11 protein-coding genes are annotated in these 12,772 nt (G+C 71.1%); 10 read left to right on the top strand and 1 reads right to left on the bottom strand.

The features are described 5' to 3' along the window. Positions 1–11: 11 nt before the first annotated feature. Positions 12–1,850 (bottom strand): bifunctional metallophosphatase/5'-nucleotidase, encoded by a 1,839-nt coding sequence (locus SGA01_RS19195; RefSeq protein WP_141297698.1) that lies wholly within the window; start codon positions 1,848–1,850, stop codon positions 12–14. Between the two features lie 152 nt (positions 1,851–2,002). Between SGA01_RS19195 and mshD the strand changes: the two genes are divergently transcribed. The 10 genes from mshD to pstA all read left to right on the top strand — a co-directional run bounded on the left by mshD (position 2,003) and on the right by pstA (position 12,754). Then, on the top strand, positions 2,003–2,929 hold the full coding sequence (mshD, locus tag SGA01_RS19190) for a mycothiol synthase (protein WP_141297697.1): 927 nt from the start codon (positions 2,003–2,005) through the stop codon (positions 2,927–2,929). A 132-nt stretch (positions 2,930–3,061) separates the two neighbouring features. Then, positions 3,062–3,448 carry a GntR family transcriptional regulator gene (locus SGA01_RS19185; protein WP_141297796.1) on the top strand — a complete coding sequence of 129 codons (387 nt, stop codon included), beginning with the start codon at positions 3,062–3,064 and terminating at the stop codon, positions 3,446–3,448. Continuing rightward, positions 3,445–4,290, top strand: coding sequence for an ABC transporter ATP-binding protein (locus tag SGA01_RS19180; protein WP_141297696.1), 846 nt, complete (start codon positions 3,445–3,447; stop codon positions 4,288–4,290). Before SGA01_RS19185 ends, SGA01_RS19180 begins: the two co-directional genes overlap by 4 nt. After that, a complete protein-coding gene (locus SGA01_RS19175) occupies positions 4,287–5,207 on the top strand; it encodes an ABC transporter permease (RefSeq protein WP_141297695.1) in 921 nt (306 codons plus the stop codon). Before SGA01_RS19180 ends, SGA01_RS19175 begins: the two co-directional genes overlap by 4 nt. A 138-nt stretch (positions 5,208–5,345) precedes the next feature. Beyond that, on the top strand, positions 5,346–7,796 hold the full coding sequence (locus SGA01_RS19170) for an RNA degradosome polyphosphate kinase (protein WP_174867381.1): 2,451 nt from the start codon (positions 5,346–5,348) through the stop codon (positions 7,794–7,796). Further along, a complete protein-coding gene (locus tag SGA01_RS19165) occupies positions 7,783–8,838 on the top strand; it encodes a CHAD domain-containing protein (protein WP_141297694.1) in 1,056 nt (351 codons plus the stop codon). The genes SGA01_RS19170 and SGA01_RS19165 overlap by 14 nt, the downstream gene beginning before the upstream one ends. Continuing rightward, complete coding sequence (locus tag SGA01_RS19160; RefSeq protein WP_141297693.1) at positions 8,835–9,248, top strand: NUDIX hydrolase; 414 nt, start codon at positions 8,835–8,837, stop codon at positions 9,246–9,248. Before SGA01_RS19165 ends, SGA01_RS19160 begins: the two co-directional genes overlap by 4 nt. A 207-nt stretch (positions 9,249–9,455) precedes the next feature. After that, positions 9,456–10,604 (top strand): phosphate ABC transporter substrate-binding protein PstS, encoded by a 1,149-nt coding sequence (pstS, locus tag SGA01_RS19155; protein ID WP_141297692.1) that lies wholly within the window; start codon positions 9,456–9,458, stop codon positions 10,602–10,604. 105 nt (positions 10,605–10,709) lie between these two features. Next, entirely contained in the window at positions 10,710–11,684 is a 975-nt protein-coding gene (pstC, locus tag SGA01_RS19150; RefSeq protein ID WP_055642258.1) for a phosphate ABC transporter permease subunit PstC, read from the top strand. Beyond that, a complete protein-coding gene (gene pstA, locus SGA01_RS19145) occupies positions 11,681–12,754 on the top strand; it encodes a phosphate ABC transporter permease PstA (protein ID WP_141297691.1) in 1,074 nt (357 codons plus the stop codon). Before pstC ends, pstA begins: the two co-directional genes overlap by 4 nt. Positions 12,755–12,772 lie beyond the last annotated feature (18 nt).

Raw genomic sequence — 12,772 nt, 5'->3', positions numbered from 1 at the left:
GCCCGGAAGGGCTACTTGATGACCGTGATGCGGTCCGTCGCCGGCACCGGCAGCGGCGCGGCGGCCGAGGAGTGGGCACCCAGGTAGGCGGTGAACATGTCCAGGTCGGACGCGCCGACCAGCTTGTTCTTGTGCTCCTTCAGGACAGCGAAGCCGTCGCCGCCACCGGACAGGAACTCGTTCATCGCGACCCGGTAGGTCTTCGCCGGGTCGATCGCCTCACCGTTCAGCCGCACCGAGTCGACCACGATCCGGTCGGCGCCGGTCTTCGTCATGTCCAGGGTGTACGTGAAGTTCTTCGACACCTGGAGGATCTTCGGGGCCGCCAGGTTGAGGCCGCTGACCTGCTGCTGGAGCGTGGTGACGAGCTGGGCACCGGTCAGGTCGACCGCCGTCATCATGTTGGTGAACGGCTGGACGGTGTACGCCTCGCCGTAGGTCACGACCCCGTCGCCCTCGGCGCCGGACGCCTTGTGGGTCAGCGGCGCGCGGACGCCGCCCGGGTTCATCAGGGCGAGCTGCGCACCACCCTTGTCCGCCGGGGCCATGCCCTCCAGCTGCGCGTCCGCGATCAGGTTGCCCAGCGGCTTCTCGTACGCCCCCGCGTCGAGGGGGTTGTCGATGTCCGCGGCGATGTGGCCGACGGGACGGTTCGCGATCGGCGCGGCCAGGTCCTTCCAGCGCTTGATCAGCTTGCTGATGTCATCGGCCGGATCCACGTCACGGGTGACGACGTGGTTCGCGGAGGCGACGGCGGTGCGGACGATGTCCTTCGTACGACGGTCGTAGGTGAGCGTCGTGTCGGTGTAGAGCCGGCCGAAGGAGGCCGCCGAGGTGACCGTGCGCGGCTTGCCCGACGGGTCCGGGATCGTGCACGCGTACGCCTGGTGCGTGTGCCCGGTGACCAGGGCGTCGACCTGCGGGGTGACGTTCTTGGCGATGTCCACGATCGGGCCGGAGATGCCGGCGCCGGCGCCCGGGGTGTCGCAGTCGTAGTTGTACGCGCCCGAGGCGGGCAGGCCGCCCTCGTGGAGCAGCGCGACGATCGACTTCACGCCCTTGCGCTCCAGCACCTTGGCGTACTTGTTGATCGTCTCGACCTCGTCGCCGAACTTCAGGCCCTTGATGCCCTCGGCGGAGACGATGTTCGCCGTGCCTTCGAGGGTGACGCCGATGAAGCCGATCTTGACGCCGTCGCGCTCCCAGATGAAGTACGGGTCGAGCAGCGGCTTGCCGCTCTTCTCGTTCGTCACGTTGGCCGCGAGGTAGGGGAAGTTCGCCCCCTTGAAGGTCTTGCCCTCCTCGAAACAGCCCTCGGTCGGGTGGCAGCCGCCGTTCTGTATGCGGGCCAGCTCGCGGGCGCCCTCGTCGAACTCGTGGTTGCCGACCGAGCTCACGTCGAGCTTCAGCTTGTTCAGCGCCTCGATGGTCGGCTCGTCGTGGAACAGCCCGGAAAGCAGCGGCGAGGCACCGATCATGTCACCGGCGGCGGCCGTGACGGAGTACCGGTGGCCCTTGCGGGCCTGCCGCAGATGCGTGGCGAGGTACTCGGCGCCGCCGACGTTGTTGACGAGCTCGGTGGTGCCGTCCTCCTTGAGGCGGGTGAGCCTGCCCGAGGAGCCGGTCGGCGGCTCCAGGTTGCCGTGGAGGTCGTTGAAGGACAGCAGCTGGACGTCGACCATCCGGCCCCAGCCCTTGCCGTTCCCGTACCCGCTCTCGGCGTCGAACGCGTCCCCGGCGGCCCCCGCCGACGACGGCATCGCGGCGAAAAGCGCCCCGACGGTCGCGAGTCCCGCGCCCGCGGCCAGAATCCGCCGCCCGGTCTTGTTCTTCCTCGGTGTCGCTGCCATCTCTCCCCTAGTCCCCTTGCCCCGTTTCGCGGCCTTGATCTACTCCCCCGTTGCGCGTGCAGCCTAGAGTCAACGCGCGTAGCGCAACAGGGGGTAGCCGGTTACAAGACAGTTGCCTCTTGCTGACGAGCTGTCGCCGTAGGCTCGTACCCATGACTTCCGACGCGGCGCCGGCCCTCGAACCGGGACGGCAGATCCACACGTATGACGAGCTCTCCCCCGAGCAGGTCCAGGACGTACTGGAGCTCCTCGAGGCCGCCGACCGGGCCGACGGCCTGCACGCCGTGTCCGAGCAGGGGCGGCTCTACCTGCGGCACGGCCGCCGCGAGGGCGTGCGTCACTTCCTGCTCTCCGTCGGCCCCCACCTCTACGGCTACGCCCAGCTGGAGGAGACCGACCCGATCGAGGCCCCGGCCGCCGAGCTCGTCGTCCACCCGTCCCACCGCGGCCGCGGCCACGGCCGGGCGCTCGGCGCCGCGCTGCTCGCCGCCTCCGGCAAGCGGCTGCGCGTCTGGGCGCACGGCGGCAAGTCGGCGGCCCGGCACCTCGCGCAGGTCCTCGGCCTGACGCTCTTCCGCGAACTCCGCCAGCTGCGGCGCTCCCTGACGCCCCTCGACATCCCGGAGCCGGTCCTGCCCGAGGGCGTCACCGTCCGTACCTTCGTCCCCGGCCAGGACGACACGGCCTGGCTCGCCGTCAACGCGAAGGCGTTCGCGCACCACCCGGAGCAGGGCTCGCTCACGCAGCGGGACCTGGACGACCGGACGGCCGAGCCGTGGTTCGACCCGAAGGGCTTCTTCCTCGCGGAGAAGGACGGGAAGCTGATCGGCTACCACTGGACGAAGACGCACGCCGAGGAGCAGCTCGGCGAGGTGTACGTGGTGGGCATCCTGCCCGACGCGCAGGGCGGCGGCCTCGGCAAGGCGCTCACGGCGATCGGCCTGCGACACCTGGCGGCGCAGGGGCTGCCGACGGCGATGCTGTACGTGGACGCGGACAACACGGCGGCGGTACGGGTCTACGAGGGCCTCGGCTTCGCGACGCACGAGGTGGACCTGATGTACCGCACGGAGTCGTGACGTACCGAAGCGGGTCGTAACGCCTGTTTCCAGCGGGTCGTAACACCTGTTTCCCAGGGGGCGGTTGACACCGCCCCCTCCCTTCCACCACCCTTTCACTACTTGATTAGTGAAAGGGTGGTGGAAGGGAACGTGGTCGAGTACCGCATCGACCGGCGCAGTGGCGTCGCCACCTACCTCCAGATCGTCCAGCAGACGAAACAGGCCCTCCGGATGGGCCTCCTGGAGCCCGGCGACCGACTGCCCACCGCACGCGAGGTCGTCGAATCGACGGCCATCAACCCCAACACGGTCCTCAAGGCCTACCGCGAGCTCGAACGCGAAGGCCTCGTCGAGGCCCGCCGCGGCCTCGGGACCTTCGTCCGCGCCACGCTCGGCACCGGCCCCGCCGACTCGCCCCTGCGCGGCGAACTCACCGACTGGGCCCGCCGCGCCCGCGCCGCCGGACTGGACCGCGAGGACGTGTCCGCGCTCTTCACATCCGTACTGAAGGAACACTTCGAGGGGGACGACGCATGACGAGAGACGGCATCGCGCTGGAGGCCGATCTCCTGGGCAAGACCTACGGAGGGAGGAGCCGCGGCTGGGCGCTGCGGGGATGCGGCTTCGCCCTCCCCGCCGGCCGGGTCTGCGCCCTCGTCGGCCCGAACGGCGCCGGCAAGTCCACCCTCCTCGCCCTCGCCGCAGGGCTCCTGCGTCCGACCGAGGGCACGATCCAGGCCCCGCCCCGCGAGCACCTCGCGTACGTCGCCCAGGACAAGCCGCTCCACCCCCGGCTCTCCGTCGCCGACACCCTCCGCATGGGCCGCGAGCTCAACCCGGGCCGCTGGGACGAGACCGCGGCGCAGCGCGTGATGGCCGACGAGCTCGACCCCCACACGCTCGTACGCGACCTCTCCGGCGGCCAGCGCACCCGCGTCGCCCTCGCGCTCGCCCTCGGCAAGCGCGCCGAACTCCTGCTCCTCGACGAGCCGATGGCCGACCTCGACCCGCTCGCCCGCCACCAGCTCATGGGCCTGCTCATGGCCGACGCGGCCGAACACGGGACGACCGTCGTCCTGTCCTCGCACATCCTCACCGAGCTGGAGGGCGCCTGCGACCACCTCCTCCTGCTCCACGGCGGCAAGATCCGTCTCGACGGCGCCGTGGACGACCTCCTCGCCGCCCACACCCTGCTCAGGGGCCCCGTCGCCGACCTCGCCCCGCACACGGTCGTCGAGTCCCGCACGACGGGCCGTCAACTCACGGCCCTGATCCGCCACGAGGGCCCGATCGAAGGCCCCTGGGACACCCAGGAACCCTCCCTGGAGGACCTCCTCCTCGCCCACCTCCGCACCACCCCCGAAGGAGTCCCGGCATGAGCACCCTCACCCTGAAGGGCCCCTACTGGGTGACGGTCCGGCAGTACCGGCGGACGCTGTGGCTGGTGGCGGGCGGAGTCCTGCTCAGCCTGGTGAGCATGGTCTGGCTGCGGTACTGGGACGGTCAGACCGTCGGCACCAACCAGGACAACGGCCACGCCGTCCTCCGGGTCGCCATGGACTGGGCCGCCACGGCCATGATGGTGCTGCCCCTGCTCGTCGGCGCGTTCGTCGCGGGCCCGATGGTCGCCCGGGAGCTGGAATCGGGCACGTACAAGCTCGCCCTCACCCAGTCCGTCAGCCCGGCCCGCTGGCTCGGCTCGAAGCTCCTGACCGCCGGCGCGGTGATCGTCCCCGCCACGCTCGCGCTGATCGGGGTCTACCGCCTCGGCTGGGGGAGCGTCGCCGGCACCTGGTCGTTCCTCTGGTACGCCCCGGACACCTACGTGTCCACCGGCCCCGTCCTCGTCGGGCAGGTCCTGCTCGCCCTCGGCCTCGGAGCCCTGATCGGCCAGCTGATCCGCCGGACCGTGACCGCCATGGCCCTCACCGGCCTGGTCACCGGCCTCGCCCTGCTCCTCGTCGGGCAGCTGCGCTGGTCGCTCATGCCGGTCCTGACCGGGACCGGACCGCTCAACGTGGGGAACCTGTTCCCCGGCGTGCCCGCCTCCTCCTGGCAAGGCGGCTACGGGCTCCTCACCGCCTCGGGCGACCATCTGCCCGCCGAGGCCTGCTGGAACCGGACGAAGGAGTGGGACGTCTGCCCGGCCGACCTGAACGTCGTCGGCCAGTACTGGGAATACCACCCCTCCTCCCACTACTGGCCCATCCAGCTCATCGAGACGGGCATCTACCTCGCCCTCGCCGCCCTCGCCCTGTACGCCGCCTTCCGCGTCCTGCGCGCCCGGCACCCGTAAAGCGTTCACCCCGTAAAGCGTTCGACCGATCATGAGGGGGCGGGGGCCCGCACACGGCCCCGCCCCCGATCGGACCCCGATTCCCGTACGACATGTCGCCGTTACCGGCCATTCAGACGCGCTTGCGACGCTCACGCAATGAAGCGCTCCGTGACCACGCCCGGCAGGGCGGTCCTCCCCAAAGGGAGACTCCCCTCCCCCACGGCCCGCTCCGACGCGCACGACGACCTCTTCGCGCGGAAGAATGGGGCCATGAGCCAGCAGCCCGCCGAGGTCCCGGTCCAGTCCTCCGCCACGCCGTCCGCCCAGACGTCCGCGAACGCCTCCGCGAAGTCGTCAGCGAAGACCTCCGGGAAGTCGTCCGCGAAGACGACCACGAAGTCGTCCGCGAAGACGTCCGCCCAGGCCTCCCTCGGTTCGATAGCCGCACACCGCCCGCTCCCCGCGGACGCGAACGACGCGGCCACCGTCGCCGGCATGGACGCCGACCCCGACACGTACGTCGCCGACGGCTCACTCGGCGACGAGCTGCCGCAGGGACGCTTCCTCGACCGGGAACGAAGCTGGCTCGCGTTCAACGAACGCGTCCTCGAACTCGCCGAGGACCCGACCACCCCCCTCCTCGAACGGGCGAACTTCCTCGCGATCTTCGCCTCGAACCTCGACGAGTTCTTCATGGTCCGGGTCGCCGGCCTCAAGCGCCGCATCGCCACCGGCGTCGCCACCCGCTCCGCCTCCGGCCTCCAGCCCCGCGAGGTCCTCGAGCTCATCTGGACGCGCTCGCGCGAGCTCATGGCCCGGCACGCCGCCTGCTACCAGCAGGACGTGGCGCCGGCCCTGGCCGACGAGGGCATCCACCTCATCCGCTGGCCCGAGCTCACGGAGAAGGAGCAGGCGCGGCTCTTCACCCTGTTCCGGCAGCAGATCTTCCCCGTCCTCACCCCGCTGGCCGTGGACCCGGCCCACCCCTTCCCGTACATCTCCGGCCTGAGCCTCAACCTCGCCGTGGTCGTACGCAACCCGGTGAGCGGCCACCGCCACTTCGCGCGCGTGAAGGTGCCGCCGCTGCTCTCCCGCTTCCTGGAGGCCTCCCCGCAGCGGTACGTCCCCCTGGAGGACGTCATCGCGGCACACCTGGAGGAGCTGTTCCCCGGCATGGAGGTGCTCGCGCACCACATGTTCCGGGTGACGAGGAACGAGGACCTGGAGGTCGAGGAGGACGACGCCGAGAACCTCCTCCAGGCGCTGGAGAAGGAGCTCATGCGGCGCCGCTTCGGCCCGCCGGTCCGCCTGGAGGTCGAGGAGTCCATCGACCCGTACGTCCTCGACCTCCTCGTGCGCGAGCTGAAGGTCTCGGACGCCGAGGTCTACCCGCTGCCCGGCCCGCTCGACCTGACCGGCCTCTTCGGGATCGCCGGGCAGGACCGGCCGGAGCTGAAGTTCCCGAAGTTCGTCGCGGGCACGCACCGTGACCTCGCCGAGGTCGAATCGGCGTCCGCGCCCGACATCTTCGCGGCGCTGCGCGAGCGGGACGTGCTCCTGCACCACCCGTACGACAGCTTCTCCACCTCCGTCCAGGCCTTCCTGGAGCAGGCGGCGGCCGACCCGGACGTCCTCGCGATCAAGCAGACGCTGTACCGGACGTCCGGCGACTCCCCGATAGTCGACGCCCTCATCGACGCCGCCGAGTCCGGCAAGCAGGTCCTCGTCCTCGTCGAGATCAAGGCCCGCTTCGACGAGCAGGCCAACATCAAGTGGGCGCGGAAGCTGGAGGAGGCCGGCTGCCACGTCGTCTACGGCCTCGTCGGTCTGAAGACCCACTGCAAGCTGTCGCTGGTCGTCCGCCAGGAGGGCGAGCTCCTGCGCCGGTACTCGCACGTCGGCACCGGCAACTACCACCCGAAGACGGCCCGCCTGTACGAGGACCTGGGCCTGCTCACCGCCGACCCCCAGGTCGGCGCGGACCTGTCCGACCTGTTCAACCGGCTCTCCGGCTACTCCCGCCGCGAGACGTACCGGCGCCTGCTCACCGCGCCCAAGTCGCTGCGGGACGGCCTGGTCTCCCGGATCACCAAGGAGATCGCCCACCACCGGGCCGGCCGGCCCGCGTACGTGCGGATCAAGGTCAACTCGATGGTCGACGAGGCGATCATCGACGCCTGCTACCAGGCCTCCCGGGCCGGAGTGCCCGTCGACATCTGGGTCCGCGGCATCTGCGCCGTGCGCCCCGGGGTCACCGGCCTCTCCGAGAACGTCCGGGTCCGCTCGGTCCTCGGCCGCTTCCTGGAGCACTCCCGGATCTTCGCCTTCGGCAACGGCGGCGAACCCGAGGTGTGGTTCGGCAGCGCCGACATGATGCACCGCAACCTGGACCGCCGGATCGAGGCCCTCGTACGGGTCTCCGACCCGGCCCACCGGGCGGCACTCACCCGGCTCCTGGAGACCGGGATGTCCGACACCACCTCCTCCTGGCACCTCGGCCCCGACGGGAACTGGACGCGGCACGCGACCGACCCCGAGGGCCGGCCGCTGCGGCACGTCCAGGAGATGCTCATCGACGCGCGGAGGCGCCGGCGTGCACAACCTTGACCCCCTGCGGGACGTCACTGCGGGCGAGGTCGTGGCCCCCTATCTCCACGCCCGGGCCGCGGACTTCCTCCGCGGCCTGCGGATCCACGGCGAGAGCGGCTCCGACTCGGCCGGAGCGGAGGAGGCCGCCCGTACGCTGCGGGCCGCCGCCCGCCGGATCAGCGGCACCCTCCACACCTTCCGGCCGCTGCTCGACACCGCCTGGGCCGACCAGCTGCGGACCGAACTGGCGTGGCTCTCCGGGACCCTGGCCCTGGAGCAGGCCTACACCTCCCGGCTCGTCCGCCTGGTGGACGCACTGTCCCGCCTGTCGAGCACGGCCGGCCCGGTACCGGCGGCCCGCGGCGGCAGCGGCACGGGACCCGGAACGGGCACAGGCTCCGGCGCAGCCGCCGGGGCCGGTGCGGGGGCAGGGGCGGGGGCCGGTGCGGGCCTCACCGTCGGCGCCGCCCGGGCCGGCGCCCTCCTCGAACGCCAGCTCACCCTGGCCCGGACCCGCGCCCACTCCGCGGCCCTCCAGGCCCTCGGCTCCGCCCGCTTCCACGCGGTCGCCGACTCCGTCGCCCTCCTCGCCTCCGACGTGCCGCTCGGCCCCGCCGGCGCGTCCCCCGCCATGGAGGTCGTCGACGCGCCCGCCGCGGTCGCCGAGCGGCGCCTCCTCGAATCGGTGGCCGCACTCCCGCTGACCAGGGCTGCCCACCCGTACAACGCCGACGCCCTCGCCCTCGCCACCGGCGAGTCCCAGGACGCGCCCTGGCACCGGACCCGGCACCTGCTGCGCCTGCACCGGTACGCCGCCGAGGTCCTGCACACCGGCGGCGAGCCCGACCCCGTCCTGTACGAGTCCGCCCGCGCCCTGGACCGGCACCGCGACGCCGCCGAAGCCGCGTCGGCCGCCGCCGCGGCGGCCCGCACCCCCCGCATCGCCCCGGCGACGGCGTACGCCCTCGGGGTCCTCCACGCCGACCAGCGCCACGAGGTCGAAGCGGCCCGCTTCGCCTTCCAGCACGCCTGGCGAAGAGCGACAGCCCCGGTCCCGTGAGCTCGCCACCGCCGATCCTCGCCGCCGGGTGCGTGCTCTGGCGCCCGGCGCTTTCCGGCCACGGCATCGAGATCGCCCTCGTGCATCGGCCGAAGTACGACGACTGGTCGCACCCGAAGGGGAAGCGGAAGCGCGGGGAGACCGCGGAGGCCTGCGCGCTGCGCGAGGTCCTGGAGGAGACGGGCCGGCGGTGCACGCTCGGCCCCCGCCTGCCCACGGCCCGCTACACGGTGGCCGGCCGCCCCAAGGAGGTCGTCTACTGGGCGGCCCGCGCCCTCGGCGGCGTGTTCGAGCCGAACAGCGAGATCGACCTCCTCGTCTGGCTGCCGCCGGGCGAGGCCCGCGCACGCCTCACCCAGCCGCGCGACCGCGAGCTGCTGGACGCCGCCATGGCGACCTCACGCCACTGACGCCCTCCGGAGCGACCGCACCCGGGCTTCCGGCACGGTTCACTTCCCGTTCACTCTCCTCCGTCGACCGCTTCACCTGTTCTGCCTAATTTCGGACTCACACGGTGCACGGAGCACTGCGATGCACCACCAACCGACACACGCCGCCGTAGAACGATCGGGACATCGGGCCCGCGGCAAGGCGGCTTCTGGAAGGAACACCCGAAAGTGAAGCTTTCGCGCAAGAACGGGCTTCGCGCCTCCGCGATCGGTGCCCTCGTCGTCTCCGGCGCCCTGGTCCTCTCGGCGTGTGGCTCGGACAACAACACGGAGACCCCGGCGAAGGAGGGCGGCAAGACGACGACCTCCGCCGCCGCCTCGAACATCGACTGCGCCGGCGCCAAGGGCAAGCTGCTCGCCGCCGGCTCCAGCGCGCAGCGCAACGCGATGGACCTGTGGGTCAAGAACTTCCAGGCCGCCTGCGAGGGCGTCGAGATCAACTACCAGGGCATCGGCTCCGGTGGCGGCATCACCAAGTTCAACCAGGGCCAGGTCGCCTTCGCGGGCTCCGACTCCGCCCTGAAGGACGAAGAGGTCGCCGAGTCCCAGAAGATCTGCACCGGCGGCGGCAAGGGCGTCAACCTGCCCATGGTCGGCGGCCCCATCGCCATCGCCTACAAGCTGGACGGGGTGGACAACCTCGTCCTGGACGCCTCCACCATCGCCAAGATCTTCGACAACAAGATCACCAAGTGGAACGACCCGGCGATCGCCAAGCTGAACCCGGGCGCCAAGCTGCCCGACAGCACGATCCAGGCCTTCCACCGCTCGGACGAGTCGGGCACCACCCAGAACCTGGGCAAGTACCTCTCCACCGCCGCCCCGGCCGACTGGAAGCACGACCCGAAGTCGAAGTCGTGGCCCGCCCAGGGCGGCCAGGCCGCCAACGGCTCCTCCGGCGTCGCCACCGCGGTCAAGGACACCGAGGGCTCCATCAGCTACATGGAGCTCTCGTACGCCACCGCGAACAAGTCCTCCACGGTCAGCATCGCCACCGGTGCCGCCACCCCGGTCGCCGCCTCCTCGGAGAACGCGTCCAAGGCCATCGCCGCCGCCAAGGTCAAGGGCACGGGCAACGACGTCGCCCTCTCCCTCGACTACAAGACCAAGGCCGAGGGCGCCTACCCGATCGTCCTCGTCACGTACGAGATCGCCTGCGACAAGGGCAACAAGGCGGAGACCCTGCCGACCCTGAAGGCGTTCCTCAACTACACCGTGAGCGAGGAGGGCCAGAAGGTCCTCGCCGACGCCGGCTACGCCCCGCTCCCGGCCGAGATCGCGGCCAAGGTCCGCGCGATCGTCCCCGCCCTGTCCTGACCCCCGGCCGGGTCCGGCCCCTCCCCTAGGGGCCGGCCCCGGCATCCGGTGCACCGCCGCCAGGAGCCCGCACACCCGTACGGGCACCGCAGACCGGAGAAGCAGATGGCTACCACCACACCAGACATACAGAGGAGCCGGCGCGCCAAGAGCGCGTCCCGCCCCGGTGACCGCATCTTCAGCGGTCTGTCCCGAGGCTCCGGCATCACCCTCCTCGTGATCATGGCCGCGATCGCCGGCTTCCTCACCTACCGCGCGATCCTCGCGATCTCGAAGGACAGCACCAACTTCTTCACCACCTTCGAGTGGAACCCCGCCGGCAACCCGCCGGTCTTCGGCATCGCCGTCCTCGCCTTCGGCACGATCGTCTCCTCTATCATCGCGATGCTCATCGCCGTGCCGGTCGCGATCGGCATCGCGCTCTTCATCTCGCACTACGCGCCGCGCAAGCTGGCCAAGCCGCTCGCGTACGTCGTCGACCTGCTCGCCGCCGTGCCCAGCATCATCTACGGCCTCTGGGGCGCGATCTTCCTCGTCCCGTACCTGGACGGCCTGAACCAGTGGCTCGACGAGTACCTGGGCTGGACGTACCTCTTCGACAAGGCCAACGAGGGCCCCGCCCGCTCGCTCTTCACCGTGGGCATCCTGCTGGCGATCATGATCCTGCCGATCATCACCAACGTCACCCGCGAGGTCTTCCTCCAGGCCCCGAAGATGCACGAAGAGGCCGCCCTCGCCCTCGGCGCCACGCGCTGGGAGGTCATCCGCATGTCGGTGCTGCCCTTCGGCCGCTCCGGCATCATCTCCGCCTCCATGCTGGGCCTCGGCCGCGCACTCGGCGAGACCATGGCCGTCGCCGTGGTCCTCTCCCCCAGCTTCCTCATCTCGGGCCACCTCCTCGACCCGGGCGGCGGCACCTTCGCGCAGAACATCGCCGCCAAGTTCAACGAGGCCAACGAGTACGGCCGGGACGCGCTCATCGCGTCCGGTCTCGTCCTCTTCGTCATCACCCTGCTGGTCAACGGCGCCGCCCGCTGGATCATCGGCCGCCGCAAGGAGTACTCGGGGGCCGCGGCATGAGCCACGCCATACAGGAACGTCCGGTCTCCGTCGCCCCCCGGCGCGGACCCCTCTCCCACGCCCGCCTCCCGCGCTGGACCCCGGCCGCCGTCGCCGTCTTCTCCATCGCCGCGGGCATCGGGATCGGCCTCGCCGCCGGCTGGCACAGCAAGGTCCAGTGGGGCATGCTCGCCGCCCTGCTCTTCGTCCTCACGACGTACGCCGTCACCACCAAGGTCGAAGGCAGCCGCCAGGCCAAGGACCGCGTCGCGACCAGCCTCGTCTGGGTCTGCTTCGTCCTCGCCGTCGTCCCGCTGCTCTCCCTCGCCTGGGTCACGATCAGCAAGGGAATGGCCGTCCTCGACGTCTACTTCCTGACCCACTCGATGAACGGCGTCCTCGACACCGAGGCCGGCGGCGGCGTCTACCACGCCCTCCTCGGCACCATCGAGCAGGTCGGCATCGCGACCCTGATCGCGGCCCCGATCGGTCTGCTGACCGCGGTCTACCTCGTCGAGTACGGCGGCGGGAAGCTCGCCCAGGCCGTCACCTTCTTCGTCGACGTCATGACGGGCATCCCGTCGATCGTCGCCGGCCTCTTCATCCTCGCCACCTGGAACCTGATGCTGGGCTTCGGCCCCTCCGGTTTCGCCGGCGCGATGGCCCTCGCCATCCTGATGATGCCGGTCGTCGTCCGCTCCACCGAGGAGATGCTCAAGCTCGTCCCGAACGAGCTCCGCGAGGCCTCCCTCGCCCTCGGCATCCCCAAGTGGCGCACGATCCTGAAGGTGGTCCTGCCCACCGCGATCGGCGGCATCACCACGGGCGTCATGCTCGCGGTCGCCCGCATCACCGGTGAGACGGCCCCCGTCCTGCTCCTCGTGTTCGGTACGAAGCTCATCAACCCGAACCCCTTCGAAGGCGCCCAGTCCTCCCTGCCGCTCTACGTGTACGAGCAGTACGCGGTCGGCACCGACGCCTCGGTGGCCCGTGCCTGGGCCGCCGCACTCGTCCTGATCGCCTTCGTCATGATCCTCAACCTGGTGGCCCGCGGCATCGCCCGCTGGAAGGCCCCGAAGACCGGCCGCTGACCGCGGCTCATTGGAAGT

This window comes from Streptomyces gardneri (assembly GCF_006539185.1).
Lineage (GTDB): Bacteria > Actinomycetota > Actinomycetes > Streptomycetales > Streptomycetaceae > Streptomyces > Streptomyces gardneri.
The sequence above is the reverse complement of the archived record's forward strand: the minus strand, read 5'-3'. Positions and strand labels throughout refer to the sequence as shown.

Coding starts and splice junctions, on each gene's coding strand:
- SGA01_RS19195 (WP_141297698.1), bottom strand. CDS start 1,850: ATGGCAGCGACACCGAGGAAGAACAAGACCGGGCGGCGGATTCTGGCC.
- mshD (WP_141297697.1), top strand. CDS start 2,003: ATGACTTCCGACGCGGCGCCGGCCCTCGAACCGGGACGGCAGATCCAC.
- SGA01_RS19180 (WP_141297696.1), top strand. CDS start 3,445: ATGACGAGAGACGGCATCGCGCTGGAGGCCGATCTCCTGGGCAAGACC.
- SGA01_RS19175 (WP_141297695.1), top strand. CDS start 4,287: ATGAGCACCCTCACCCTGAAGGGCCCCTACTGGGTGACGGTCCGGCAG.
- SGA01_RS19170 (WP_174867381.1), top strand. CDS start 5,346: ATGAAGCGCTCCGTGACCACGCCCGGCAGGGCGGTCCTCCCCAAAGGG.
- pstC (WP_055642258.1), top strand. CDS start 10,710: ATGGCTACCACCACACCAGACATACAGAGGAGCCGGCGCGCCAAGAGC.
- pstA (WP_141297691.1), top strand. CDS start 11,681: ATGAGCCACGCCATACAGGAACGTCCGGTCTCCGTCGCCCCCCGGCGC.